Annotated in this window: 35 protein-coding genes and 1 pseudogene; 2 read left to right on the top strand and 34 right to left on the bottom strand. The window is 38.6% G+C overall.

The window, feature by feature from the left end; all coding sequences use genetic code 11:
- Positions 1–15: 15 nt before the first annotated feature.
- The 5 genes from AC5YGB_RS07460 to AC5YGB_RS07480 are packed head-to-tail and all read right to left on the bottom strand — an operon-like array spanning position 16 to position 7,694.
- Positions 16–585 carry a DUF2889 domain-containing protein gene (locus AC5YGB_RS07460; protein WP_496137140.1) on the bottom strand — a complete coding sequence of 190 codons (570 nt, stop codon included), beginning with the start codon at positions 583–585 and terminating at the stop codon, positions 16–18.
- Between the two features lie 10 nt (positions 586–595).
- Positions 596–1,576: an NAD(P)H-dependent flavin oxidoreductase gene (locus AC5YGB_RS07465; protein WP_053819658.1), complete on the bottom strand. Its 981-nt coding sequence runs from the start codon at positions 1,574–1,576 to the stop codon at positions 596–598.
- Between the two features lie 7 nt (positions 1,577–1,583).
- A complete protein-coding gene (locus AC5YGB_RS07470; RefSeq protein ID WP_496138025.1) occupies positions 1,584–2,771 on the bottom strand; it encodes an acetyl-CoA C-acyltransferase in 1,188 nt (395 codons plus the stop codon).
- A 12-nt stretch (positions 2,772–2,783) separates the two neighbouring features.
- A complete protein-coding gene (locus AC5YGB_RS07475) occupies positions 2,784–5,222 on the bottom strand; it encodes a 3-hydroxyacyl-CoA dehydrogenase NAD-binding domain-containing protein (RefSeq protein WP_496137141.1) in 2,439 nt (812 codons plus the stop codon).
- Between the two features lie 15 nt (positions 5,223–5,237).
- On the bottom strand, positions 5,238–7,694 hold the full coding sequence (locus AC5YGB_RS07480; protein WP_496137142.1) for an acyl-CoA dehydrogenase: 2,457 nt from the start codon (positions 7,692–7,694) through the stop codon (positions 5,238–5,240).
- Positions 7,695–7,859: 165 nt separating this feature from the next.
- On the opposite strand from AC5YGB_RS07480, the gene AC5YGB_RS07485 reads away from it, so the two are divergent.
- On the top strand, positions 7,860–8,891 hold the full coding sequence (locus AC5YGB_RS07485) for a helix-turn-helix domain-containing protein (protein WP_496137143.1): 1,032 nt from the start codon (positions 7,860–7,862) through the stop codon (positions 8,889–8,891).
- On the opposite strand, the gene putA is transcribed toward AC5YGB_RS07485, so the two are convergent.
- Positions 8,851–12,483 (bottom strand): bifunctional proline dehydrogenase/L-glutamate gamma-semialdehyde dehydrogenase PutA, encoded by a 3,633-nt coding sequence (gene putA, locus AC5YGB_RS07490; RefSeq protein WP_496137144.1) that lies wholly within the window; start codon positions 12,481–12,483, stop codon positions 8,851–8,853. The genes AC5YGB_RS07485 and putA overlap by 41 nt on opposite strands.
- A 147-nt stretch (positions 12,484–12,630) precedes the next feature.
- On the opposite strand from putA, the gene AC5YGB_RS07495 reads away from it, so the two are divergent.
- Positions 12,631–13,086 (top strand): Lrp/AsnC family transcriptional regulator, encoded by a 456-nt coding sequence (locus tag AC5YGB_RS07495; RefSeq protein WP_020026338.1) that lies wholly within the window; start codon positions 12,631–12,633, stop codon positions 13,084–13,086.
- Here the strand turns inward: AC5YGB_RS07495 and AC5YGB_RS07500 are convergent, their stop codons facing one another.
- The 28 genes and pseudogenes from AC5YGB_RS07500 to rplD all read right to left on the bottom strand — a co-directional run bounded on the left by AC5YGB_RS07500 (position 13,087) and on the right by rplD (position 26,526).
- A complete protein-coding gene (locus tag AC5YGB_RS07500; RefSeq protein WP_496137145.1) occupies positions 13,087–13,533 on the bottom strand; it encodes a GatB/YqeY domain-containing protein in 447 nt (148 codons plus the stop codon). It abuts the gene before it with no gap.
- 34 nt (positions 13,534–13,567) lie between these two features.
- Positions 13,568–13,783, bottom strand: coding sequence for a 30S ribosomal protein S21 (gene rpsU, locus AC5YGB_RS07505; RefSeq protein WP_020025165.1), 216 nt, complete (start codon positions 13,781–13,783; stop codon positions 13,568–13,570).
- 243 nt (positions 13,784–14,026) lie between these two features.
- A pseudogene (gene rplQ, locus AC5YGB_RS07510) lies at positions 14,027–14,407 on the bottom strand (50S ribosomal protein L17); the annotation flags it as partial.
- A gap of 9 nt (positions 14,408–14,416) precedes the next feature.
- Positions 14,417–15,397 carry a DNA-directed RNA polymerase subunit alpha gene (locus AC5YGB_RS07515; protein ID WP_020025163.1) on the bottom strand — a complete coding sequence of 327 codons (981 nt, stop codon included), beginning with the start codon at positions 15,395–15,397 and terminating at the stop codon, positions 14,417–14,419.
- A gap of 9 nt (positions 15,398–15,406) precedes the next feature.
- Positions 15,407–16,033 carry a 30S ribosomal protein S4 gene (gene rpsD / locus AC5YGB_RS07520; RefSeq protein ID WP_496137146.1) on the bottom strand — a complete coding sequence of 209 codons (627 nt, stop codon included), beginning with the start codon at positions 16,031–16,033 and terminating at the stop codon, positions 15,407–15,409.
- A gap of 9 nt (positions 16,034–16,042) precedes the next feature.
- On the bottom strand, positions 16,043–16,429 hold the full coding sequence (gene rpsK / locus AC5YGB_RS07525; RefSeq protein ID WP_020025161.1) for a 30S ribosomal protein S11: 387 nt from the start codon (positions 16,427–16,429) through the stop codon (positions 16,043–16,045).
- 17 nt (positions 16,430–16,446) lie between these two features.
- Positions 16,447–16,800 carry a 30S ribosomal protein S13 gene (gene rpsM, locus AC5YGB_RS07530; RefSeq protein WP_020025160.1) on the bottom strand — a complete coding sequence of 118 codons (354 nt, stop codon included), beginning with the start codon at positions 16,798–16,800 and terminating at the stop codon, positions 16,447–16,449.
- 113 nt (positions 16,801–16,913) lie between these two features.
- Positions 16,914–17,027, bottom strand: coding sequence for a 50S ribosomal protein L36 (gene rpmJ / locus AC5YGB_RS07535; RefSeq protein ID WP_020026342.1), 114 nt, complete (start codon positions 17,025–17,027; stop codon positions 16,914–16,916).
- Positions 17,028–17,036: 9 nt separating this feature from the next.
- Positions 17,037–18,317: a preprotein translocase subunit SecY gene (secY, locus tag AC5YGB_RS07540; RefSeq protein WP_020025159.1), complete on the bottom strand. Its 1,281-nt coding sequence runs from the start codon at positions 18,315–18,317 to the stop codon at positions 17,037–17,039.
- A gap of 3 nt (positions 18,318–18,320) precedes the next feature.
- Positions 18,321–18,755, bottom strand: a complete 435-nt coding sequence (gene rplO, locus AC5YGB_RS07545) for a 50S ribosomal protein L15 (protein ID WP_020025158.1) — start codon at positions 18,753–18,755, stop codon at positions 18,321–18,323.
- 3 nt (positions 18,756–18,758) lie between these two features.
- A complete protein-coding gene (rpmD, locus tag AC5YGB_RS07550; protein WP_496137147.1) occupies positions 18,759–19,127 on the bottom strand; it encodes a 50S ribosomal protein L30 in 369 nt (122 codons plus the stop codon).
- Positions 19,127–19,645, bottom strand: a complete 519-nt coding sequence (rpsE, locus tag AC5YGB_RS07555) for a 30S ribosomal protein S5 (protein WP_020025156.1) — start codon at positions 19,643–19,645, stop codon at positions 19,127–19,129. The genes rpmD and rpsE overlap by 1 nt, the downstream gene beginning before the upstream one ends.
- Before the next feature lie 24 nt (positions 19,646–19,669).
- A complete protein-coding gene (gene rplR, locus AC5YGB_RS07560; protein WP_020025155.1) occupies positions 19,670–20,017 on the bottom strand; it encodes a 50S ribosomal protein L18 in 348 nt (115 codons plus the stop codon).
- 18 nt (positions 20,018–20,035) lie between these two features.
- Positions 20,036–20,581: a 50S ribosomal protein L6 gene (gene rplF, locus AC5YGB_RS07565; RefSeq protein ID WP_496137148.1), complete on the bottom strand. Its 546-nt coding sequence runs from the start codon at positions 20,579–20,581 to the stop codon at positions 20,036–20,038.
- 15 nt (positions 20,582–20,596) lie between these two features.
- Positions 20,597–20,995 (bottom strand): 30S ribosomal protein S8, encoded by a 399-nt coding sequence (gene rpsH / locus AC5YGB_RS07570; RefSeq protein WP_020025153.1) that lies wholly within the window; start codon positions 20,993–20,995, stop codon positions 20,597–20,599.
- Between the two features lie 9 nt (positions 20,996–21,004).
- Positions 21,005–21,310 (bottom strand): 30S ribosomal protein S14, encoded by a 306-nt coding sequence (gene rpsN, locus AC5YGB_RS07575; protein ID WP_020025152.1) that lies wholly within the window; start codon positions 21,308–21,310, stop codon positions 21,005–21,007.
- Entirely contained in the window at positions 21,303–21,854 is a 552-nt protein-coding gene (rplE, locus tag AC5YGB_RS07580) for a 50S ribosomal protein L5 (protein WP_496137149.1), read from the bottom strand. Before rplE ends, rpsN begins: the two co-directional genes overlap by 8 nt.
- 23 nt (positions 21,855–21,877) lie before the next feature.
- Positions 21,878–22,189 (bottom strand): 50S ribosomal protein L24, encoded by a 312-nt coding sequence (rplX, locus tag AC5YGB_RS07585; RefSeq protein ID WP_020025150.1) that lies wholly within the window; start codon positions 22,187–22,189, stop codon positions 21,878–21,880.
- The gene (gene rplN, locus AC5YGB_RS07590) at positions 22,189–22,557 is read right to left on the bottom strand and encodes a 50S ribosomal protein L14 (RefSeq protein WP_020025149.1); all 369 of its coding nucleotides are present in this window, start codon (positions 22,555–22,557) and stop codon (positions 22,189–22,191) included. The genes rplX and rplN overlap by 1 nt, the downstream gene beginning before the upstream one ends.
- A gap of 26 nt (positions 22,558–22,583) precedes the next feature.
- Entirely contained in the window at positions 22,584–22,853 is a 270-nt protein-coding gene (gene rpsQ, locus AC5YGB_RS07595) for a 30S ribosomal protein S17 (RefSeq protein WP_020025148.1), read from the bottom strand.
- Entirely contained in the window at positions 22,850–23,038 is a 189-nt protein-coding gene (gene rpmC, locus AC5YGB_RS07600; RefSeq protein WP_020026349.1) for a 50S ribosomal protein L29, read from the bottom strand. Before rpmC ends, rpsQ begins: the two co-directional genes overlap by 4 nt.
- Entirely contained in the window at positions 23,038–23,448 is a 411-nt protein-coding gene (gene rplP / locus AC5YGB_RS07605) for a 50S ribosomal protein L16 (protein ID WP_020025146.1), read from the bottom strand. The genes rpmC and rplP overlap by 1 nt, the downstream gene beginning before the upstream one ends.
- Positions 23,449–23,460: 12 nt before the next feature.
- A complete protein-coding gene (rpsC, locus tag AC5YGB_RS07610; RefSeq protein ID WP_020025145.1) occupies positions 23,461–24,153 on the bottom strand; it encodes a 30S ribosomal protein S3 in 693 nt (230 codons plus the stop codon).
- Positions 24,154–24,159: 6 nt separating this feature from the next.
- Entirely contained in the window at positions 24,160–24,492 is a 333-nt protein-coding gene (rplV, locus tag AC5YGB_RS07615; protein ID WP_020025144.1) for a 50S ribosomal protein L22, read from the bottom strand.
- A 21-nt stretch (positions 24,493–24,513) separates the two neighbouring features.
- Positions 24,514–24,780 carry a 30S ribosomal protein S19 gene (gene rpsS, locus AC5YGB_RS07620; RefSeq protein WP_020025143.1) on the bottom strand — a complete coding sequence of 89 codons (267 nt, stop codon included), beginning with the start codon at positions 24,778–24,780 and terminating at the stop codon, positions 24,514–24,516.
- A gap of 9 nt (positions 24,781–24,789) precedes the next feature.
- Positions 24,790–25,614 (bottom strand): 50S ribosomal protein L2, encoded by an 825-nt coding sequence (gene rplB, locus AC5YGB_RS07625; protein ID WP_020025142.1) that lies wholly within the window; start codon positions 25,612–25,614, stop codon positions 24,790–24,792.
- Between the two features lie 10 nt (positions 25,615–25,624).
- The gene (rplW, locus tag AC5YGB_RS07630) at positions 25,625–25,915 is read right to left on the bottom strand and encodes a 50S ribosomal protein L23 (RefSeq protein WP_020025141.1); all 291 of its coding nucleotides are present in this window, start codon (positions 25,913–25,915) and stop codon (positions 25,625–25,627) included.
- On the bottom strand, positions 25,912–26,526 hold the full coding sequence (gene rplD, locus AC5YGB_RS07635; RefSeq protein ID WP_020025140.1) for a 50S ribosomal protein L4: 615 nt from the start codon (positions 26,524–26,526) through the stop codon (positions 25,912–25,914). Before rplD ends, rplW begins: the two co-directional genes overlap by 4 nt.
- Positions 26,527–26,530: the final 4 nt, after the last annotated feature.

Below are 26,530 nucleotides of genomic sequence, written 5' to 3' on the forward strand. Positions count from 1 at the left end.
TCTCCTTAATCAGTATTAACTGTTTTCAATTTTGCCTATTAATATTTCCTTGTATTGATTATAAACCTCTCCATCCTTTTTGAATGCAAAACATGAGTTTGCAAACTTCTTTTCAATTGATTTAGCTTCTTCTTCAGTAATAGTCTTTACTTCACCGCCAGTTTTTTCTTTCCAAAGCGTTTGGTAGGCAATTGTTCCTGCATAAGCTAAAAGATCGGTAATGTGCCTACAGCCCTTCTCTCCACCCATCGTTTTTATAACTTTTCGATTGAATCCAGCAATTAAGTACTCCCCTTTCAATTTTTGACAGTTTTCAACCGCTTGTGGACAAATATTATAAGGAGAGGCATTAATTACTGCCTCAATATCAATAATTTTTCTTTCATCATTGAGAGTCAATCTAACCGCCATATCATGAAGAGGCTCTCCTGAACTGATATAGCCTCGATGCATATTTTCAAAAGAGTAGGTTTTACTGTCAATCAGAAAGACCTCTATATCCCACAACCCATCCTCTCTTTTATAGCCTTTGCCTTTAATTGTTCTATTATGTTTTAGATCTCTCTTGGCTGGCTTAGATAGCATCTATTTATCCCTATATGATTCGACTTTTTGATTTAGTATACTGCTGCTCTAATTCTATCACTAAATCCTCAACACTTGGTACATTGGAAATAGATCCAACGCCTTGGCCAGCAGAAAAAATGTCCTTCCATCTCTTGGCAGTAGCTTTGCTGACATCAAAGTCCACCTTTAGTTTCTGCTTTATAAGAGGCATAAGCATTTTCTTAAAATCGGCAATGGTTGATTTAATTCCACCAGCATTTGGAGAGATTCCAGCATTTTGAAGGGATTCCTCAAGCCAGTTTCCGTTAACGCCTGTAATTTTGTTAGATTTGATAATATCACTCGCTGAGGCATTTAAAATCATTTGCTTGTAGTCTTCTGTCGCATCACTCTCTTCGGTAGCAATAAAGCGCGTTCCCATGTAAGCTAAATCTGCACCTAATGCCTGAATCGCTAGAATTGATTCGCCAGAGCTTATACTTCCACCAACTATAATGGTTCCATCAAATATATTTCTTACCTCGGATACAAAAGCAAATGGAGACAAGTCTCCAGTATGACCGCCTGCACCGTTGCAAACCAGAATAAGGCCGTCTACTCCTGCGCTAATTGCCTTTTTTGAGTGGTACAAATTAATAACATCTGAATATACTAGGCCGCCATATTCATGAACTTTTTGGACAACATCTTTAGGGTTTCCAAGTGAGGTAATGACGATAGGCGGCTTATGCTTAAGAATTAAGTCAATGTCATCATTACTCCTGGCATACATTTTACTGACAATGATATTTACTGCCCATGGAAGTGCATCCTTGCCGGAGCCTAGAGCTTGATTTATATTAGTAAATTCTTGATCTAAAGCTTCTAAAGTTCGGCAATTTGCGGTCGGAAAAGAGCCAACAATGCCTGCCTTTGATGAGGCGATTACAAGCCTTGCGTTTGAAACAATAAACATGGGTGACTGAATAATTGGCAGTCTAAGTCGGTCAATGTAGTTTTGATTTGTCATAAACTATTTAGCATCTTTTAATAATCCCTGCTGCACCCATTCCGGTTCCAATACACATGGTCACCATACCATAATCAATCTTTTCTCTTTGCATAGCTGAGATCAGCGTCGCAACTCTGATTGCGCCCGTTGCTCCAAGAGGGTGCCCAAGTGCTATTGCTCCACCAAGCGGATTCACTTTTTCAGGGTCAAGGTTCAATTCCTTAATGACAGCCAAGGATTGGGCAGCAAAAGCCTCATTAAGCTCTATCCAACCAATGTCATCAAGACTAAGATTCAAAGAATTAAGAACCTTTGGAACTGCCTTGACTGGACCAATACCCATAATTTCTGCCGGAACGCCTGCTACAGAAAAGCCCATAAATTCAGCCTTAGGCGTTAGATTATACTTTTCAACAGCTTCTTCACTGGCAACAAGAACAGCTGCGGCTGCATCTGACATTTGCGAACTGTTTCCTGCCGTAACTGAACCATCTTGTGCAAATACGGTTCTAAGTTTTGCTAGAACTTCTAGACTTGTATCTTTTCTGGGCCCTTCATCTTTAGAAACAAGATTGGTATTTTTTATATACTCATTAGATTTAACTGAATAGCTATCCTCGACAGTTGATATTGGAGCAATTTCATTCTCAAATAAGCCGTTATTATTTGCATGAATAGCTTTTTGGTGACTCTCATAAGCGAATTGGTCTTGGGCTTCTCTAGTGATACCATATTTCTGAACTACCTTCTCAGCTGTCAGCCCCATACCATAAGCAATAGAAATATTCTCATCAGACAAAATTTTAGGGTTCATTGAAGGCTTAAAGCCTGTCATCGGAACACTACTCATGCTTTCGACGCCAGCAGCAATGACCAGATCAGATGATCCAGATTTTACTAGGTCAGCAGCATTAGATACGGATTGAAGCCCGGACGAGCAAAATCTATTTAATGTATAAGCAGGAGTCGAATCTGGCAGACCAGCAAGTAGTGTAGCAATTCGAGCAATATTTAATCCTTGGGGTCCCTCTGGCATGGCACAGCCAACAATAATATCGTCAATACTTTTGTTGACTTCTTCACTTGAATCTGATGCTTTAAGCACACTTTGTATGGCATGAACCAATAAGTCATCTGCTCTAGTTTTGGATAGTAATCCTCTGGCTTTTCCTACTGGAGTTCTTTTTGCATCAATAATATAAGCTTTTCTCATCATATTCTCCAGTTAATTGCGAAGGGGTTTACTATTTCGAAGCATAAACTCAATTCTGTCTTGAGTTTTCTGCGTGCCCAAAAGCTCAACAAAGTATTTTCTTTCAAGATCTAATAGCATTTTTGAATTCACTACAGTGTTCTCCTCAACTAGCGAGCCTGTCATCACTTTGGCTAATGAAGAAATGCAATATTTATCATGTTCGGACATAAAGTTTCCCTCAAAGAGGTTGGCAACTTGAGCCATGATGTTTGCGTAACCAGCCTTACCAACTACTTTGAATGTGTCATCCAATGGAGATCTGAAGCCTGACTCTAGCATTGCTAAAGCTTGATTTTTTGCAACGTAAAGTAATTCATTTGGATTAGCAATAATGACATCTTCAGTCTTCAGGTATCCCATTTCCTTTGCTTCCAGAGCACTAGCAGAGACTTTTGCCATTGCAATCTGCTCAAAATGTTTAGATAACAGAGGAAATATATCATCAGACTCTTTATTTAAATATGCCCTTAGCGCCATCTCCTTGCTACCACAACCAGCAGGAATTCCTCCAATACCAACTTCCACTAGACCGATATAAGAGTTCATTGAGGCAACTACTCTATTGCAGTGAAGTAAAAGCTCACAGCCCCCTCCAAGAGCTAACCCATCTACCGCAGCTATGGTTAATATTTTGCCATGTTTAAGACGCATCAACAAATCTTGCAACATGCGGACCGTTTTTTTAATTGAGTATAGTTTTCCAAGTTTTGGGAGCTCAGGATGCATGACCTCAAAAGCCTTCTTTTTTGCCTTAGATGACAGTCCAGGGTCCTTTTCAAGCAGACCAAGCTTAATTGCCGAAATAACCTCATAGAGGTTAGCGCCAGCACAAAAATGTTCTTGTTCCTGTTTAAAAATAAGGGCGTGAAAGCCATTGTTTTCCAGATAATCAAGGCATTCAGGTAATTCAGTTAATACACTGGAACTTAAAACATTCATTTTTGTCTTAAAAGAAACGCTAGCAACACCGACTCCTATGTCAATTAATTTAGTCGATTCACCATCTATCAAGATATCTAGATGGCCTTTCTTTTCTCCATTAAGGAGTGCCTTATTTAATTGCCTTTCATAGACCGGATGAGAAGACCTCGGAATAAACTTATTCTTATTTGGATTAAATGCACCCTCGTCAGAATAGACAAAAGCTTGATCCATGACCCATGCTGGCAAGGTTTGATTTGAAAGCGTTTTTCCATCCTGAATGTCTTGATTCAGTAACTCTCTTACCTCAGACCAACCAGTCACCTGAACTTGCTCAAAGATTCCTTTTTGCCAGGCAAATCCTGACTTCAATGCTAAATCAACACATCTTGCAGTTTCAGCAACATGCTCAAGATGATAGGCAGTGTAATGAAATACATCTCGATGAACTGACCACAAGAATTGAGCTTGTGGATCATCACATTTAGAGAGCTCCAGAAGAGCATTTTCTATGGTTCTACTATCTTTTATTATTTTCTTAACTTTGGGACTAATCGTTTTGTCAGAGAGCCTATATTCTCCGTCTTTAGGGTCAAAGACAAATATATCTTTACCAACTTTTTCATAGATTCCCTTTCGGGTTTTACTTCCTAGTGAGCCCTTCTCAATTAAAGCCTCGATCCAATCTGGAAGTTGAAATAACTCAATCCAGGGATCATCTTTCGCATTTTCATATATATTTTTAACTACGTTAGCCATGACATCAAGGCCAACAACATCCAGGGTCCTAAAGGTAGCACTAGCAGGCCTTCCAATTCTCTTTCCAGTCAACGCATCTACTGTGTCAGCAGAAAGGTTAAAGTTTTCTGCGTGCCTCAGAACTGCCATAAATGAGAAAACACCGATCCTATTGGCAACAAACGCAGGACTATCTTTTGCATAAACAACCTCCTTACCAAGTGCTGAAGTAATAAAACCCTCAGCCTTTATTAAAAGACTCTCGTCGCTATATGAGGTTCTAATGAGTTCAACCAGCGGCAAATATCTAGGAGGATTAAAGAAATGCACGCCAAAAATTCGACTCCTTAAACTATCGGGTGCTGACTCAGCTATTTTTTGAATTGATAAACCAGATGTATTCGTTACTAGAATGGCATTCTCATTAACATGAGGTGAAATTTGTTTAAAAAGCTTTTTTTTGATATCTAGATTTTCTACAATAGACTCTATGATGAAGTCACAACTTGATAATGCATCTAAATTTTCATAGGTTGATGTCTTAAGTAAGCCTGGAACTGAGGGACTTGCAAATGGCGTAGGCTTTAATTTCTTCATCATTGCTATAGATTTTGATAGAGCTTCCTCACTGGTATCAAACATCAGAGTTTCAAAACCTAAATTGGCAAAGTGGGCAGCAATTTGTCCACCCATTGTTCCAGAGCCTAATACAGCAATCTTAGTAAAGGCTTTATCAAAAAATTCTTTCATAGTTACCCCAAATCTTTATTTATCCAAACTCTCATAGTCATCAACTTTTAATGCTTCGAGAACTAAATCATTTAACCTTAACCAATTCTCTCGATCTTCTATGGTTAGGGTTTTATTATCAACAAGTCCTTGAAGCCAAAACTCCAATGTAATGCTGGGCTGGTATTTGTACCCTGCTTTTTTTGCCTTATCTCTTAAAACTTTTAATTCTTTTCCAGCCTCAAAGCCTTTGAAAAGAATGTTAAAAGGGTGATCAGGCTTGTCTTTAAGGTTAGCGCAAATGCATGTTGATAGGTTTTTTTCTATCCACTCAGTATCAAGAACAGCTCTTGAAGTATTAATAATCAGCTTGTCGTCGATTTTAGAAGCGGTAACTGAAAATGGAAAAAACAAAAGCCTTAACAACCATTTAGCCACTCTGTTGATTGGCATGCTTTCAATATTTAGAAGCATTGAAGTGTCTGCCTCTTGAATGAGTCTAAGAATTGAAAGCTTAAGTATGGTCTTTGCGTAATCATCATTCAGAAACTTCTCTTCATAAAGTTTTAAGCAAGAACTAATTTCGTACATTGCTGAAATCGAATCTGCAAACCTTCCCGATATCATTTCTTTTCTTTTAAGTGAGCCACCTAAGAGCAGAGAGGCAATATCAGTTAAACAGGCAAACTTGGCTGACAATACAGAAAGATTACGATAATAGACTTTGGTAGTGTGGTCCCCATATGGTTTAGCTAGTCGTCCACGAGACCATGAAAACAAAATTGCTCTGGCAATATTATTAATAAAACTGCCGACATGAATGACTAGTGCATTGTCAAACCTTTTGATAGAGTCTTTGCTTTCATCATGAAGTGCTCTCAACTCATCAAGCATTGTTTTATGACATCTAATTAGGCCTTGGCCAAAAATCATCAAGCTTCTTGTTAGAATGTTTGCCCCCTCAACTGTAATGGCAACGGGTGCACCTGAATAAACATTCGATACATAATTTCTCTTGCCCTCCATGACCGCTCTTCCGCCATGGACATCCATTGCATCGATTGAAGAGCTTTGAAGTAGCTGTGTATTTCTATATTTAACAATCGCAGAAATAATGGAAGGTCTGTGGCCTGCATCAAGAGCCCAAGTAGAGAGGTTTATATTTGCAGTTGCCCTAAATGCATTTGTTGCAAGATTTGAAAGCTTCTCCTGGATTCCCTCCATTTTTGCAATCGGTATTCCAAATTGCTCGCGCGTTTGTGAATATGTGCTTGTTGTCAAAAGCATTGCTTGCGTAGCAGATGCACCTGTTACTGGAAGAGAAATTCCTCTGCCAACGCTGAGACACTCCATGAGCATTCTCCAACCATGGCCAATCATCATGTCACCACCAATGACCCAGTCCATTGGAATAAAGACATCCTTACCGAAGATGGGGCCATTTTGAAATGGCTCTCCTATTGGTTTATGTCGGGTTCCTATACTTAGACCGTCCGTATTTCGTGGGATCAATGCGCAAGTAATCCCTAAGTCATTTTTTTTGTAAAGAGGGTGGTCCTCTGCAAGCAAGTTATCAGGGTCATAGGCCTTAAAGGCCAAACCAATGACAGTAGCAATTGGGGCAAGAGTGATGTAGCGTTTTTCCCAATTCAGCCTTAATCCTAGTACTTTTTTTCCATCAAACTGGCCATAGCAAACGATTCCATTATCAACTAAAGATCCAGCATCAGAACCTGCCACTGTTGATGTTAATCCAAAGCATGGGATCTCTTTGCCTTTTGCAAGGCGGGGCAAGTAGTGTTGTTTTTGCTCCTCAGTACCATATTTTAAAAGCAGTTCACCCGGTCCAAGAGAATTTGGAACCATGGCTGCAATTCCTAAAAATTGTGAGGCCGAAGAGAGCTTACCAACAATAATAGCATGGGCAAAGTGAGAGAAGCCTTTTCCATTGAACTCTTGAGGAATAATTAAACCTAAAAATCCTTTGTCAAAAATGAACTTCCAGACTTCCTTAGGGAGATCGTGTGTTGATTGAATTTCATGAGAGTCGACCATCGCGCACAATGTCTCAACCTCATTATCAATAAAGCTTTGCTCCTCATCTGTCAACTGCGTAGCCTCTAGATCAGTTAATTCTTTCCAATTTGGATCACCTTGAAAGAGTTCTGCATCCCACCAAACACTGCCAGCCTCGAGGGCAATACTTTCTGTGACACCGATTGACGGTAAAGATTTACGCATTACTTTGAAGAGGGGCTTGGTAAATAATATCATCCTAATGTTTGGTACGATAAGTAGACCAATGACAAAAAGAATAAGGAGGAGGAATTGTGCTCCAAAATGATTTGCAATGACAGCGCCTGGGTAGGTCAATCCTAAGGCCAGAAGCCATAGCTGCCACATCTTTATATTTGTCTTAACAAGAACCAACAGCATTAAGACTATGGATAAAAGAAAAGAGAGTAGTGAGTATTCAAATATTGTTTCAAGCATAAAAATTCCTGGTCAGCATGGATTAACTAACAACGCTACTAAGCATTTAGTGAGTTTATTAGTATAGATATAAATATCAAATTATAGTTATCATATTATTATATAATATTATCACTTTATTATAATTGATGCGTATTACTGTAACTTTATGTATTATCTACAATAATGAATACTTTCAGCGGAGTCTGGAGGTGTATCCAAAGACTTCATCAAATTCACCCTTATGAGGTGGAGACAATATTCCAAAGGGTTGGAATAGCAAAGAGTTTATTAACCAATCAAAATGTCTCAATACCTGTCGAAATACTCCTAAACTTTGTCATTGATGCCCAGACCGTTTTTAAAGATGAGCTAGTGTCAATTAATTTTGGACGGATGGCGCAAGTAAGGCCTAACTATGGAGAAGCATTTGGGTTAGTATTTGTGTACTCAAAAAATCTCCAACAAGGTTTAAAGCTTTTGCAATCCTTCATTAATACAGAATTAGAGGGTCTAAACTTTCTAATCATTGAAGAGAAAAACCACATTAAAATTCAATCTGTTGTTGACCCAAAAATAAAAAATCCGTCAATTTATGAAAATCTTGGACTATCTATTCTTGCATCATTTATAAGGTCAAAACGATTTCAGATCAAACAAATTAATACTAAAACAGTCACTCAGATTGACGATATTAAAGAAAAATCTGTATTTAACTGTCCGGTTTTTACATCCTGTGAAGAAACATCACTTTTAATTAGTAAAAAAAATTATCTTAAAAAAAATAGCCTCTCTAATCCTAATCTGGTTAATTATCTGAGTACTATTCTGGAGGCAAAAACAAATAACATGACTTCAAAGATTAGTCTAACTGAGAAGGTTGAGAGGCTCATGAATAATTATGAAAATCATTTCAACTTAATCAATATTCAGGATGTATCAATCCATCTTGGATTAAGTACAAATTCTCTTCGCAATCAATTACTAAAGGAAAAGACAACTTTTCGTAAGGTGCTTAATAACTTTAAGCTTAGTAAATCAAAAAATCTATTAAATGGAGGGCTCTCTGTAAAAGTGATTTCATATCAGCTAGGATATGCTGATCCTTCATCGTTTGTCAGATGGTTTATCGGTCAAACGGATTTAACTCCATCTGCTTATAAGTTGTTATTTAAAGTTAAAGTGCTAGCAGATTTGCATTACCGCCAGAAGCAGTAGTGTCTATTGTAATAACCTTCTCCTTGATTAACTCCCATGCCTCATAGATCGAACTTACCACTGGAATGAGTTCATTTCGAGAAGTAACAATCAGCTTATTAACTGAATTGTCATCACCAAAGTAAAGCACCGCGTTATAAGCATTACTTTCTATTAGACTTAAGCTGGGAGAATCATTCAGTTGGGATATATTTTCTGTTTTGAAGCCTATTTCGACTAGGGACTCATATTCCTGCTTACTAATTTGGCTTATGACACAGTTGCCTAGGAAAAGTGATAAAATTGTCTGCATTAATGTGTCCTTGTGTTTAGGGCCTATACATAAAACGGTTCCTTTTGGTTTATAGATGAGTTGGTTTGATTCTCCTGTAGGTCCTGGTAGTTTAATGTCATGGCTATATCTAGAAACCTCTTGATCTAAAAATTCAAGGAATTCAGCTGTTAGACTTGGGAACTTAGCTCTTAACAGTGAAAGAATATATTTACTTAACTGAAGAGTCGGATTGATAAGATTCTGAATCTCAAAGTGTTCTCGAGTAAAAGTTATTTTATGTTTAGATTGTTCACTACGCAACATGTTGCTGCTATAACCATGCAGAGAGTTTGGCCCTCCTGCTTTTGGACCGGTCCCAGATAAACCTTCGCCTCCAAATGGTTGTGAGCCAACTACAGCTCCAATTTGATTTCGATTGATGTAGACATTACCTACATTTACTCTGGATGAAATCTCTTTGACCTTCTTATCTATTCTTGAGTGAATGCCAAAAGTTAGCCCATATCCTTTAGCATTGAGTTGGTCAATGATTGTTTCTAAGTCATCATTCTTATAAGAAATCACGTGCAGAATTGGACCAAAGAGCTCTTCATGAATATCCTCAATTGAATTAAGGTGAATCAAGGTAGGTGCAACAAAATGGCCGTTTTGAGGTTCAAAAACAAGCTCTTCAATAACCTGATTGTTTTGTCTTGCTTTTGTGATGTATTTTTTGAGTTTAATTTGAGCAGCTGAATTGATGATTGGTCCGCAGTCTACATCAAGGTTTTTAGGGTTTCCAATACTAAGCTCCTTCATCGCTCCTACGATCATATTGATAGTATTTTCATAGCAGTCATCTTGAAGCAGTAGAATTCTCAGCGCTGAGCAGCGCTGACCAGCGCTCTTGAATGCGCCATCAATAACATCTCTTGTGACCTGTTCACATAATGCAGTAGAGTCAACGACCATGGCATTTAAACCTCCCGTTTCAGCAATGACTCTTGCCTCTGAGTTTCCATTATCAATTAAGCTAATTTTGATTTCTTTCGCTACTTCGGTTGAGCCTGTGAAAGCAACTCCATCAATTAAATTGCTGCTTGATAGATAAGCGCCAGTCTGAGAACCTTTACCTAAACATAGCTGAAATCGTCCAATCGGAATGCCAGCCTCAATCAATAACTCACTTGCCCTATAGGCAATAAGGGAAGTACTCTCTGCTGGCTTAGCAATGACAGAGTTTCCTGCAGAGAGTGCTGCAGCTATTTGTCCAGTAAAAATTGCTAATGGAAAATTCCATGGGCTAATGCAAACAAAAACTCCTCTGGCTTGTCTTTGGCTAGGCATCACTATTCTTGATAAATTTGCATAGTAACGTAAAAAATCAACTGCTTCTCTCACTTCATCTGTTGCATCTTGATAAGTTTTTCCAGCTTCTCGCATTGCAAGGGTCATTAATTCGTATTGATTTTCCTCATAGAGGTTAGCTGCTCTCTCTAAGCCCTGAAGGATCATTTCATGCTCGATCATATTTGACTCGAATGCATTTCTTGCAGATTCGAGTGATTGAGTTAGTTGGCCCTCATTCGCAAAAAGAACATGTCCAACAACGTCGTCCTTATCAGCTGGATTAGTTACCTCTTGATTCAAACCATCATTAATCTTCATTCCAGCAATGATTGATTTGGCTTGCCATTGTTTTCTAAGCCAAGGGCTTTGATTTTGGTAGAGCTGATTAACTTCATCCTGTTCAGTTAGAATAACGCTACGTGAATTTTGACGATTATTTTTAAAGATGTCCTTTGGGAGTTGAATCTTGGAATGAGATTTCTCGGAATCCTCTTCTACAATTGTAAAGACATCACTGGCTAAAGTCTCAGGACTAATACTCTCATCAAACAAGTGATTAATGAACGAACTATTAGCTCCATTTTCCAGCAAGCGTCTCATTAAATAAGCCAGCAACTCTTTATGACTCCCTATAGGAGCATATACTCTTGAAGGAACTCCATATTTATTTGAAATGGAATGATGCAAAGACTCACCCATTCCATGAAGCCTCTGAACCTCAAAGCCTTCATTATTACCTGCCATTTCGCATACACTGACCAGTGAGTGTGCATTATGACTGGCAAATTGAGGGAAAATATTCGCTCTCATTGCTAGTAGTTTTTGAGAGCAGACCAAGAAAGAATAATCAGTATTTGTTTTTTTAGTGAATACAGGAAAGTCAACCTCGCCCAGAATTTGAGACTTCTTAATTTCACTATCCCAGTATGCCCCTTTCACCAGCCTTACCATTATTTTTAAGTTATGCTTATCACAATTGTCATTAAGCCAATCAATTACGAATGAAGCCCTTTTTTGGTATGACTGAACAACAACTCCAAACCCTTCCCAAGAGGAATTTGCAATTATTTTCATGATGCTCTCAATCACATCTAATGAAATATCTAGACGATCAGCCTCTTCTGCATCAATATTGATTCCTATATTGTAATGTTTAGCAATTTCAACCAACTCAAGGACCTTGGGTAGTAATTCTGATATGACTCGCTGTTGGTGCATAAAGTCATACTTTGGGTGGAGTGCAGAGAGTTTGACTGAAATACCATTTGCATCAGTCACTGTTTTTGATGTGTTGCGCTTACCAATTTCAATCAATGCATTTCTGTAGGCTTGGAAGTACTTATCAGCATCCTTCATTGTCCAAGCAGCTTCACCAAGCATATCAAATGAATACAAAGTATTTTTTACATTACGACTTTTAACAGCACTATGAATAGACTCTGCAAATACAAATTGCTTAGCAAAAAACTGCATGACATTATTTGCACTGAATCTAATACCAGGCCTTGAGAGAATCTCCAAAGCTTTTCTGATTCTGTTTTTTATTTCTTTATTGCTTCCATGTGCAATCATTTTGTCAGCAATATTTAATGCCAGGGTTGCAATATTAACCATAGAAGATTTACTAGTTCCAATATGCTGAGACCAGCCCTTCATTGCAACTTTATCAATAAATAATTTATCTCTTGTCTTATTATCGGGAACTCTTAAAAAAGCTTCAACAAGAGTCATTAAAGAGAGGCCTTCGTCACTTGTCAAGTTATACTCAGATACAAATAATGACAAGAGGTCAGGCTGGCTTGAGGAGCGCAGTTGCTGAATTAAGTGGGATGTATTTTTTTGGAATTCGATCCGTTGATCTGTATTGGTGTAATCAAACAAATGGAGATGATCTAATGAATCCTCTTCACTCATAACTCTTGCTTCGCGGAGTTTGCTCCTTATATTAGAGCTGTCTACTTCAAATTTGAAGTCTGCTAGAGATTTCATTGCCCAAAAAACTTCTTAGTATTTTGGAATTTTAATTTATAAGTAATAGTTATAATGACTATAAAATAAATTATTTAAAGTTATTTATTATATAATTTATGTAATATAATTTATATATTAACTAATATATTATAAATAATAGGACTTATGACTACTTTAGATAATTTTGATCATAGAATACTTGAGCTTTTACAGAGCGATGGACGAATGACTATTACTGATCTATCTGATCAAATTGGACTATCCAAAACGCCCTGCTTGAAACGTGTTCAAAAGTTAGAGACTGCTGGATATATTAAGGGATATCAAGCAATCATTAACCATGACTTGATCGACAATAATCATATTGCTTTTGTTCAAATTAAACTTAATGATACGAAGACAATGGCACTTAATGCTTTCAATAAAGCCATTAAAGAAGTTCCTGAAGTTGAGCAATGTCATATGATTGCCTCAAATTTTGATTATTTATTAAAGGTGCGAACTGAAAATATGGAGAGCTATAGACAAGTGCTTGGTGAGAAAATTTCAGCACTCCCCCACGTTCAAAACAGTTCTACTTTTGTTGTGATGGAGGAGGTCGTTACCAGTCGATACGCTTAATTAAGAGAGTTTTGACTTAATGAATTGAGAGACTTGACCCATATCAGCCTTTCCATCTAACTGACCTTTTAGAATGCCCATGAGTTTTCCCATATCTTTCATAGAGTCAGCTCCTGTGTCAGAAATTGCCTTGACCACTGCTGCCTCAATTTCATCTTGGCTTAGCTGCTTAGGCATATATTTATTAATGATTAATAACTCTGCTTCTTCAACTTCTACTAAGTCAGTTCTGCCTGCATCTGAGAATTGAGAGATTGAATCTTTGCGCTGCTTAACCATTTTCTGAATTACTACCATGACTTGATTGTCATCCAATTCAATACGTTCGTCTATCTCTTTTTGTTTGATTGCCCCTAGGATCATTCGAATCGCTTTGAGAGCAGGTTTGTCTTGGGCCTTCATAGCCAACTTCATGTCATCAGTAATGAGTTGTTTGAGCTTAGACATATTATTTTGCTTGCTTTAGTCGTAAAAACAAGTTTTAGTACATGCGTTTACGATGAATTCTATTCTTTGACATTTCCTTGTGAGTTCTTTTAACTGCAGCGGCTTTTTTGCGCTTGTTAACCCACGTAGGCTTTTCGAAAAACTCTTTCTTTCTTACATCTGTTATAACGCCCGCTCTGTCACATAGACGTCTAAAACGACGAAGTGCAATATCAAATGGTTCGTTCTCTCTTACTTTAATTGCTGGCATATAATAATTCCTTTAAGATTCTTTTTTTGCTGCTTTAGCTTCTTTCTTTGGCGCTGCTGCTTTAGCTTCTTTCTTTGGCGCTGCTGCTTTAGCTTCTTTCTTTGGTGCTGCTGCCTTAGCTTCTTTCTTTGGTGCTGCTGCCTTAGCTTCTTTCTTTGGCGCTGCTGCTTTAGCTTCTTTCTTTGGCGCTGCTGCCTTAGCTTCTTTCTTTGGCGCTGCTGCCTTAGCTTCTTTCTTTGGCGCTTCTACTACAACTTCTTCTTCACCTTCAAAGTCAACTAGCTGAACTAAAGCCATTGGTGCTTTATCACCGGTACGAAAGCCTGCCTTCAAAATGCGGACATAACCACCGGGACGGTCCTTATAAAAAGGCCCCAATTGCGTAAATAACTTAGCAACCATTGCATCATCTCTTAGTTTTGAGAAAATGTGACGGCGGTTTGCAACACTGTCTGCCTTTGCTCTTGTAATTAAAGGCTCAATTACTCTTCTAAGCTCTTTAGCTTTTGGCAATGTTGTTTTGATTGTTTCATGCAATATCAAAGAATTAGCCATATTTTTAAACATAGCTTTCCTGTGCGATGAATTTCTATTTAGTTGTCTTCCTGACTTTCTGTGTCTCATTGTTTGTCCTTATTCACTCATTAAGTCAACTGGTGGCCAGTTTTCAATTTCAGTACCTAGCTCTAAGTTCTTTTCAGTTAAAACTTCTTTAATTTCATTAAGCGACTTACGTCCTAAGTTAGGTGTTCTCAATAAGTCTTGCTCTGATTTTTGAATTAAATCACCAATGTAATAGATTTGCTCTGCCTTTAAGCAGTTTGCAGAACGAACTGTCAACTCTAACTCATCAACTGCAGACAAATACATCGGTGGGAAATCATCTGATGTTGGTTGAGGCTCTTCTTCAATAACTGGCTCAAGCTCAACAAATGATGACAATTGATCTTGCAAAATAGTAGCAGCTCTTTTAACTGCTTCTTCTGCATCAACAGAACCATTAGTCTCGATAACAATGTTAAGCCTGTCAAGGTTAACTTTTTGTTCAACCCTTGCAGCCTCAACAGTAAAACTAACTCTTTTGATTGGAGAAAAACTAGCATCCAACTGAATACTGCCGATCGTTTCAGAGTCAACATTCCTTGCAACTGCGACGTCATAGCCAACACCAGTACCGACTCCAAGAGTCATTCTGATTTTTCCACCTTCATTAACCGTTGCAATCACTTTTTCAGGGTTAAATACTGAAACGTCAGTTCCATTTGCCTCAATGTCAGCAACAGTTAGCTCGCATGGACCTTCTTTCTCAATGATTACTGTAGCGCTCTCACTTGCATTAAGACCGATTGATGCTTCTTTTAAGTTAAGAAGGATATCTAGAACATCTTCCTGCACGCCTTCAATTGTTGAAAACTCATGCATAACACCATCAATAGCAACTTCTGTAATAGCAGAGCCAACCATTGAGGACAATAAAGTTCTTCTTATTGAGTTTCCTAATGTATGGCCGAATCCACGCTCAAAAGGTTCTAGAACAACACGATATTCATTCTTAGATAATTCAACAGAATCGACTAGTTTTGGTTTTAAAAAATCTCTTGCACTTCCTTGCATATTTAATTCCTATTTAGAATATAGTTCAACGATTAATTGCTCTGAAATATCAGAAGATAATTCATCACGTGCTGGCACGCTCTTGAAGACACCCTTTAGTGCTTTGTTATCAACATCTACCCATTCAGCTAATCCACTTTGGCCAGAAATCTCAACAGCGAGTTGGATACGGCTTTGTTTTTTTGCTTTTTCTCTTATAGCGATTTCATCATTTGCGCTGACCTGGAAAGAGGGGATATTTACAACTTTTCCATTCACTACAATAGACTTATGAGAAACCAACTGCCTAGCTTCGGCACGTGTTGAAGCGAAACCCATTCTGTAGACAACGTTATCAAGACGACACTCTAGAAGTGACAAAAGGTTTTCACCGGTTGGCCCTTTCTTTGAGCTTGCTTTTTTATAGTAGAGACTAAATTGCTTCTCAAGAACCCCATAGATACGTCTAACTTTCTGCTTTTCTCTGAGCTGGAGACCGTATTCACTTCCCTTTTGGCGACGTGCATTCGCACCATGGACTCCAGGGAGCTGTGTGAGTTTACATTTAGAGTCAATCGATCTAATACCACTCTTAAGTTCTAAGTCAACACCCTCACGGCGTGCTAATTTACATGTAGGACCTGTATATCTTGCCATAATTTATCCTTATACTCTACGTTTCTTTGAAGGACGGCAACCGTTATGAGGTATTGGCGTCACATCTGTTATTGATTGAATTTTTAAGCCCTGTGCATTAAGTCCACGAATCGCAGAATCACGACCTGGACCTGGACCCTTGACTCTAACTTCAAGATTCTTCATGCCGAATGCTTGTGCTTTTTCACCACAATTACCTGCTGCTACTTGAGCTGCAAAAGGTGTTGACTTTCTTGAACCTCTAAAGCCAGCTCCACCAGAAGTTGCCCAACAAAGGGTATTTCCGTGACGGTCAGTAATCATCACAATGGTATTATTAAAAGTCGCATGAATATGCGCAATACCGTCTGAGACGATCTTCTTTGATTTCTTCTTAGATGCTTGCTCTTTTGCCATAGTATCTTGTGCCTATATTATTTAATTAAACGACGCGGACCCTTTCGAGTTCTTGCGTTTGTTTTAGTTCTTTGTCCACGTAGCGGTAATCCCTTTCTGTGACGAATTCCGCGATAACAACCTAAATCTCTAAGGCGCTTGATGCTCATGGCAACTTCACGTCTCAAGTCTCCTTCAACTTCATACTGAGCGACTGCTGTACGAATCGACTCTAACTGATCTTCAGTCAAAGCTGATACCTTCGTACTTGGGTCTAACTTTAATGCTTCACATATTTGCTTTGATCTCGTTTCACCAATACCAAAAATGGATTGTAAGCCAATCACAATATGCTTATTTGTTGGAATGTTTATTCCTGCAATACGTGCCATATACTTTACCTATACCTCAAATAAATAATATTTTTGAATGGTCATTCCACTCAAAATTTTAAAGTTGAAAAATCGTGCAATTTTACTTTGTAAATTCAGCTCTGTCAATGTAATCAGCCCTGTCTTTGCTTATGACGTGGCTCTTTACAGATAACACGAATGACTCCGTGCCTCTTAATAATTTTGCAATCTTTACAAATTTTTTTAACTGATGCTCTTACTTTCATAACTTACCCTTACTTTAAATTAGCTTTACGCATTAAGCCATCATATTGATTCGACATCATATGAGATTGCGCTTGAGCTATAAAATCCATTACAACAACAACAATAATCAGAAGACTCGTACCGCCAAAGTAGAAAGGTACATTCCAATATAAAATTAAAAACTCAGGCAGTAAACACACCGCCGTAATATAGATGGCACCGACCGCTGTCAATCTTGAAGTAACAGCATCGATGTAATCAGCCGAATGCTGTCCTGGTCTAATACCTGGTATAAATCCACCCGATTTACGTAAATTATCTGCCGTATCTTTTGCGTTAAATGTAAGCGCAGTATAGAAGAACGTAAAGAAGACAATAGCAGCACCATAAAACAGAATATACAAAGGCTGTCCTGGTGAAATGCTCGATGTAATATCTGCTAACCATCCCATTCCCTCTGACTGAGAAAACCAACCACCAAGAGTTGCCGGAAAAAGAATGATGCTTGATGCAAAGATTGGTGGAATAACGCCTGCCATGTTAATTTTGAGAGGTAAGTATGAAGTTTGACCACCAACCATCTTTCTGCCTTGTTGTCTTTTAGCATAGTTGACGGCAATTCGTCTTTGACCACGCTCCATAAAGACTACAAAAGCCATGACAAGAACAACCATCGCAAGCATCAGAACAACTGTAAATACGCTCAACTCTCCAGTACCAACCATGCTCAGCGTGTTACCGAATGAAGCTGGCAAACCAGCCACAATACCTGCAAAGATGATCATTGAAATTCCATTACCAATACCTTTTTCACTGATTTGCTCACCAAGCCACATCAAGAACAAGGTTCCAGTTGTGAGCGTCACTACTGTTACAAAACTAAACGTTAGTCCAGGATTTGTAACCAATGCAACACCACCACCTGACTGAGACTGCAGTGCAATCGAGACACCATAAGACTGGAAAACAGCCAAAAATACAGTTCCCATACGAGTGTACTGAGTGATTACTCTTCTACCACGTTCTCCCTCTTTCTTAAGCTGTTCGAATCTTGGAACAACTGAAGTCATTAGGTTCATAATAATCGAAGAGGAGATGTAAGGCATGATTCCTAAGGTGAATATAGAGAGCCTCTCTAATGCACCACCGGAAAACATATTCATCATTCCTAGAATACCCGTCCTATTATCTTCAACCAAAGACGCAAGCGCTGTCTGTGAGATAAAAGGAATCACAATATGTGTTCCTAATCTGAAAACTATTAGAGCACCAACTAGATAGAGGATGCGTTTTAGTAGATCTTCGCTCATCAATTACTCGCTTATCGTTCCTTTCGCAGCTTCAATTGCTGCTCTAGCACCCTTCGTTGGCTTAATTCCAACCAAGTTGATTGCTCTGTTAATTTCGCCTGAAAGCATGACCTTGACTCTTAAAATATTTTTAGTAACAAGGTTATGTTTTTTAAGGACGTCAATATTAATATCAGTTTCCGTTAGCTTATCGAGTTGTGACAAGGTAACCTGAGAAGTAATGATAGATACTCTTGAACTAAAACCAACCTTAGGTAATCTTCTTTGAAGGGGCATTTGACCACCCTCAAAACCAATCTTAGTAAATCCACCTGAACGAGATTTTTGTCCTTTGTGACCTCTACCAGAGGTTTTACCCATGCCAGAACCCATGCCTCTACCGACACGCTTTCTGTTAGTTTTTTCACCCAATGCAGGCTTTAATGTATTTAAATTCATTCTTTAACCCTCAACTTTTAGTAGGTAAGAAACCTTATTAATCATGCCTCTTACTTCTGGCGTATCTTCAAGAACCACCGTATGGTTAATTCTTTTTAAACCCAGGCCAGTAACCGTTGCACGATGCTTTGGTAATCGACCATAGAAACTTTTAACCAAAGTAACACTAACTGTTGGCTTTTTAGATACAGCCTTTTTTTCAGGTGCTTTCTTTGTCTCAGCTGGCTTAGTAGCCTCAGCCTTAGGAGCTGCTGCTTTCTTAGGAGCTGCTGCTTTCTTAGGAGCTGCTGCTTTCTTAGGAGCTGCTGCTTTCTTAGGAGATGCTACTTTCTTAGGAGCTGCTGCTTTCTTTTCTACCTTTTCCTCAGCCATCAGACTTCTCCAGTAATTTGTTCAACAGTTTTGCCGCGCTTTGCAGCAACGATCTGTGGTGATGACATTTTAGTAAGACCTTCAACTGTAGCTCTGACAACACTAATAGGATTTCGAGTTCCGTTACATTTTGCTAATATATTGTGAACACCGACTGCCTCTAAAACACTTCTCATTGGACCACCAGCAATTACGCCAGTACCTTCAGATGCAGGCTGTAAATAGACCTTAGCAGCGCCAACCGATGAAGTAATAGGGTAGTGAAGAGTACCATTAACTAGTGGGACTGGCTTCATTGCTCTTTTTGCCTTGTCCATTGCTTTTTGAATAGCTAAAGGAACCTCTCGCGCTTTACCGGTACCATAACCAACCTTACCGTTACCGTCACCGACAACAACTAAAGCTGAAAAGCCAAAAATTCTACCGCCCTTAACAACTTTAACAACGCGTCGAATGTTTACCAGCTTTTCGATAAATTCACTTTCTTCTTTATAATTATTTCTTTTATTTTCAGCCATTCTCTAAACCTTAAGTTCTCTTAATTAAAAATCTAATCCGCCTTCCCTTGCTGCATCAGCAAGTGCTTTCACGCGACCGTGGTATTTGAAACCTGAACGATCAAATGCGACCTTAGAAACTTTAGCTTTTTTAGCAGCTTTTGCTATTAAATCTCCGACCTTAGATGCAGCATCCACATTACCACCATTTTTCATCTTGGAAGAAACGCTTGATGCAGAAGCTAATGTCTTCGTTCCGCAACTACTGATAATTTGCGCATAAATATGCTGCGAAGATTTATAAACGCACAAACGCTCTAGATCTCTTTCAGCATGTTTAGCTCTAAATTTTGTTGCTCTTCTTATGCGAGCATCTTTTTTTGATAATTTCATTTAACTACCTTCTATCAATTATTTTTTCTTAGCAGCTTTGCGAACAACCTGCTCATCTGAATAACGAACACCCTTACCTTTGTATGGCTCTGGTGGACGAAACGCTCTTATTTCTGCAGCAGCTTGACCCACTTTCTGCTTGTCAATTCCTTTTACAACAACTTCAGTTTGCGAAGGCGTCTCAACAGAGATTCCTTCTGGTAACTGATAATTAACGGGATGCGAAAAACCAAGAGTCAAGTTCAAAACTTTACCTTGCGCTTTGGCACGATAACCAACTCCAATTAAAGTGAGTTTTTTCTCCCAACCATCTGTAACACCTTTGATCAAGTTAGCTGTATTTGCTCTCACTGTTCCCGCTTGAGCCCATGCACTTTTTTCTAATTTTTTACTGACCTGGTTTGGCTCAAAAGTTAGCACATTATCATTATTAGATACTTGAACGAGAGAATTGACATGCATTGTCATTTCACCAAGCTTCCCTTTAACGGACATTAGACCATCAGCATGAGTAATATTCACGCCTTCTGGGATTGTAATTGGTGCTTTTGCAATTCTAGACATTATTAATCTCCAATATTATGAAACGCTACACAAGACTTCACCACCAATATTTTGAGCTTTGGCAGCTTGGCCTGTCATAACACCTTTAGGGGTAGAAACAATGACAATACCAAGTCCATTCATTATGCTTGGCATATCATCTTTACTCGCATAGTGTCTTAAGCTTGGCTTTGAAATTCTATCAAGCGTCTCGATCACCGGCTGGTTATCAAAGTACTTCAACTTGATGACTAAAGTTTTGTTAGCCGCCTTATCACCCTCAATTGCAAAAGAAGTAATGTAACCTTCGTCCTGCATAACACTCGCAATGGCAGACTTTAAATTTGAAGCCGGGATGCTTACTTGCTCTTTATTTACTGATTGTGCGTTTCTAATTCTAGTCAACATATCAGCTATTGGATCAGACATACTCATATTAACCTCCTACCAGCTAGCTTTAGATAAACCAGGAACTTCACCGTTCATGGTGCGCTCTCTGAGTTGTGATTTGGCTAAACCAAACTTTCTATAAAAACCATGTGGACGCCCAGAAAGACCGCAACGATTGCGTTGACGAACTGGAGAGGCATCTCTAGGTAAGGATTGTAATTTAATCACTGCCTGAAAACGATCTTCATCAGAAGTATGAATACTCTTGATTATCTTTTTCAATTCAAGACGTTTTTCCTTATATTTTTCGACCAACTTAGCTCGCTTTACATCTCTATGTATCATAGACTTTTTAGCCATTATTTCCTCCTTTGAATGGGAAATTAAACATCGCCAATAGTTTCTTAGCATCTTCATCATTTTGCGCATTCGTAGTAATAGCTATATCCATTCCGCGCACTTTTGTTACTTTTTCAAACTCAATTTCAGGAAATACGATCTGCTCTGTAATTCCCATGTTGTAGTTACCGCGACCATCAAACGACTTGTCATTTAGACCACGGAAATCTCTAATACGAGGTATAGCAACATTAACTAAGCGATCTAGAAATTCATACATTCTCTCTTTTCTTAATGTCACTTTACATCCAATTGCGTTGCCCTCTCTTAACTTGAAGCTTGCTACTGATTTTCTAGCAAGGCAAGTGACAGGCTTTTGTGAAGAAATCAAACCCAACTCTTCCAGTGCACTCTCTAATACTTTCTTATCTCCTAATGCACTTCCTAGTCCCATATTGATTGTAATTTTTTCAATCTTAGGAACTGACATTGAGTTAGAGACACCCAACTCTTCCTTAAGTTTAGGAAGAATTTCTTTTTTATATTGTTCTTGTAATCTAGACACTTGTCACCTATTTATTTGTTATATCAAATTACGGCTTCGCCGCTTGATTTAAAAAATCTCTCTTTAACGCCTTTATCATTAACCCTAACACCAATGCGATCTGCTTTTTTGGTTGTCGGGTTGTAGATTGCAACGTTTGAAACACTCAATGGCATTTCTTTCTCTTCGATCCCACCCTGGATACCTTCTTGAGGGTTAGCACGAACATGTTTTTTTGCTAAATTGAAACCTTCAACAATAACTTTTGGTCCTAGGACTTTTGTCACTGTTCCAATAGATCCTTTATCTTTTCCAGCAATAACTATAACTTCATCATTTTGTTTAATTTTCATCATCACAAAACCTCAGGTGCAAGTGAAACAATTTTCATAAACTGAGCGCCTCTTAATTCGCGAGTTACAGGGCCAAATATACGAGTACCGATTGGCTCTAATTTGGGATTAAGAAGAACAACTGCGTTGCTATCAAAACGAATACGCGATCCATCTTTACGGCGAACACCTTGAGCAGTTCTAACGACTACTGCATCATAGACATCACCCTTCTTCACTTTGCCGCGAGGCGAAGCTTCTTTGATGCTGACCTTAATGACGTCACCAATATTTGCATAGCGGCGCTTTGAACCACCTAATACTTTAATACACATAGCTTTAACACCACCACTGTTATCAGCTATATTTAATCTTGTTTGCATTTGAATCATATTCTTTCTCTCTTTAGCGCGACTATTTAATCAATACTCACTGATTTTTCAACAACTTCTACCAAGGCCCAGTTCTTTGTTTTTGAGAACGGCTTTGATTCAGAAACTCTAACAACATCACCAAGACCACACTCATTCTTTTCATCATGTGCATGTACTTTAGTGCTGCGTTTAATATACTTTTTGTAAATTGGATGACGCACCTTACGCTCAACTAAAACAGCGATTGTTTTGTCGCGACTATTACTTACAACTTTTCCTGTAAGAATTCTTTCTACTGCATTAGTTTCACTCATGAGCTTTTCTCGTTAATAATTGTTTTAATTTGGGCAATCGCTTTTTTTGTTTTACTAAGCTTTGATAAATCAGTTAACTGAGAAGTGCTTTTTTGCATACGAAGTTCGAAGTGCTCCTTCAACAAAGTGATAAGCTGCTCATTTAACTGAGTGACATCTTGATCTCTTAATTCTTTAACATCCATTACATTATTGTCCGTTTAATTACTGTTGTTTTGACGGGTAGTTTCGCTGCAGCAAGCTCAAAAGCTTCCCTAGCAACAACCTCATCCACACCCTGCATTTCAAATAACATTTGGCCAGGCTTAACCTGTGCGACCCAATACTCAACACTACCCTTGCCTTTACCCATTCGAACTTCCAATGGCTTTTTAGTGATAGGCTTATCAGGGAAAACACGAATCCAGATCTTTCCTTGACGCTTCACATGTCTCGTCATTGCACGACGCGCAGCTTCAATTTGTCTCGCAGTCATTCGGCATCTTCCAGTAGCCTGAAGGCCAATTTCACCAAAGCTGACATTGTGACCAGCTGCCAAACCGCGATTGCGGCTTTTCATGGTCTTTCTATATTTTGTACGTTTAGGTTGCAACATTGCTATATTCCTTTACTTCTTTCCAATTTGTTTTGTAGCACCACGTTTTGAAACTTCTTCAATAGTGCCTTTGTTATGATCAAGAATTTCGCCCTTGAAAATCCAAACCTTAATACCAATGACTCCATATTGCGTGTTCGCTCTGAAGCTACTGTAGTCAACGTCTGCTCTAAATGTATGAAGAGGGACGCGTCCTTCACGGTACCACTCTGAACGAGCAATTTCTGCACCATTTAATCGTCCACTAACCATCACCTTAATTCCAAGCGCTCCAAGTCTAGTAGCGTTACCAAGTACTCTTTTGACAGCACGTCTATACATGACTCGCTTTTCAAGCTGCTGAGCAATATTTTCAGCAACTAATCGAGCATCAAGCTCAGGCTGCTTTACTTCTTCAATACTGATATGGACTGGTACGCCCATTTTTTCAGAGACTATATTTTTAAGTCTTTCAATGTCAGCGCCTTTCTTTCCAATAACGATTCCAGGTCTAGCTGTATGAATTATGACCTTAGCAGTATTAGACAATCTTTCGATTGAGATTCGACTTACAGAAGCTGAAGTCAACTCCTTAAATAAAAAGTCTCTTACTGCGATATCAGATAACAAATACTCAGAATAGTTTTTACTGCTGGCATACCACTTAGAATCCCAATCCTTAACAATTCCTAATCTAATACCTATTGGATTTACTTTTTGACCCATAATTATTTACTCGCTTACGCCAACACTAATGTGGCTTGTTCGTTTAAGAATTCGATTCGCTCTTCCTTTTGCTCTTGGACGAATTCGCTTCATTGTAGAGCCCTCGTTTACGAAAACACTACTCACTTTTAACTCATCAATATCTAGACCGTCATTATGCTCAGCGTTAGAAATTGCAGAACTTAAAACCTTCTTGACTAAGACTGCTGCTTTTTTATTGCTAAATGTCAAAATATTCAAAGCCTCTTCAACAGGCTTGTTTCTGATCTGGTCAGCAATTAATCTCACCTTGAAGGCAGAGATTTTTGCATACTTATGAATTGCTTTAACTTCTTTCATTTTTATAACCCTTTGCTAAAACTACTTTCTATCACCTGAGTGACTTTTAAATGTTCTTGTTGTGGCAAATTCGCCTAACTTATGTCCAATCATATTCTCGTTAATCGAAACAGGAACATGAACTCGGCCATTATGAATAGCTATTGTAAGACCAATCATCTCAGGCACGATTACTGAACGGCGTGACCATGTTTTAATTGGTTTTCTATCATTACTATCTTGAGCCTTTAAAACTTTTTGAATTAAATGCTCATCTACAAATGGACCTTTTCTAAGTGATCTTGCCATAATTACCCTTTATTTTCTTCTACGGACAATAAGCTTGTCAGTACGTTTATTAGTTCTTGTTTTGTAACCTTTCGTTGGTGTACCCCATGGAGAAACAGGGTGTCTTCCACCACTTGTCTTACCTTCACCACCACCATGTGGGTGATCGACAGGATTCATAACAACACCACGAACTGTAGGCCTAACACCTCTCCAACGAGTGGCACCAGCTTTTCCAAGTTTTCTTAAGCTATGCTCTGATTTAGATACTTCACCAAGAGTCGCACGACACTCAGCCAAAACTTTTCTAACCTCACCAGAACGCAATCTGATTGTTACGTAGTTACCTTCCTTCGCAACCAATTGAACTGAAGTGCCAGCACTTCTAGCAATCTGTGCACCTTTCTTAGGCTTTAACTCAACGCAATGAATAACACTACCGAGAGGTATGTTGCTCAAAGGAAGACTGTTACCCTTTTGGATTGCAACTGAATTTCCAGAGACGATCTTATCTCCTGACTTGACGCCTTTCGGAGCAATAATATAACGTCTCTCACCATCTGCGTATAAGACTAAAGCAATGTTTGCACTTCGATTTGGGTCGTACTCAATTCTTTCAACTGTTGCTTCAATATCATCCTTATTGCGCTTAAAGTCAATAATACGATATCTTTGCTTATGGCCTCCGCCTCTATGCCTTACAGTAATCTTTCCGCGGTTATTACGGCCATTAATTCTATTTTTACTTTCTGTTAATGCAGCAAAAGGCTTACCTTTATGCAAGTCATTATCAACAACACTTACAACAAATCGTCTGCCTGGTGAAGTTGGTTTTCTTTTAATAACTGTTGCCATAATAAATTCTCTATGATGCAGTAGCGTCGATCATCTGACCTTCAGATACCCTAACGACTGCTTTTTTCCAATTAACGCGCTGTCCAGTTTTACCTCTGTAAATTTTCTTTTTTCCTTTTACATTTGAAGTCGTAACGCCTTCAACAGTAACACCAAACAATTCCTCGACTGCCGCACTTATTTCTCTTTTATTGCTATCAGTTCTAACTTTAAAAACATACTGATTATTAGCCGTAGCTAGAGTAGTTTTTTCAGAAACAATTGGCCCAAGGAGGACGCTCAATACTTTTTCTTGATTCATAACATTGCCTCAACTTTCTTTAACGCAGCTTTAGTTAAAACTACATTCTCATAACCAATTAAACTGACTGGATCGATGCTTTGCGTATCACAAACGCCGACATGGTACAAATTTCGTGAAGACAAGTACAAGTTCTCATCTAACTCGTCTGTCATCAAAAGAGCATCCTTTAAATCTAAGGACTTCATAAGTGATGTAATGTTTTTTGTTTTAGGCTCTTTAATTTCAAGATCTGAAACAACTTTCAAACGGTCATTGCGAAGGAGCTCAGAAAAAATAACGCTGATTGCACCCTTGTACATTTTTTTATTTACTTTTTGAGAGTAGTTGCGAGGCTGTGCTGCAAAAGTTACACCACCACTTCTCCAAATCGGTCCTCTTGAAGTTCCCGCTCTTGCACGGCCAGTACCTTTTTGTTTCCAAGGTTTTTTACCACCGCCACTCACTGCTGAGCGATTTTTTTGCGCCTTCGTTCCACTTCTTCCACCTGCCATATAAGCAGTCGTAATTTGATGCACTAGTGACTCATTGTAGTCACGGCCAAAAATGTCTTCAGAAACTTCTTGTGAAGTAGATTTGTTTGTTTTTAAATTCAATACTTTTACTTTCATCACT

It is taken from the genome of Candidatus Pseudothioglobus sp. uisw_142 (genome assembly GCF_059512465.1).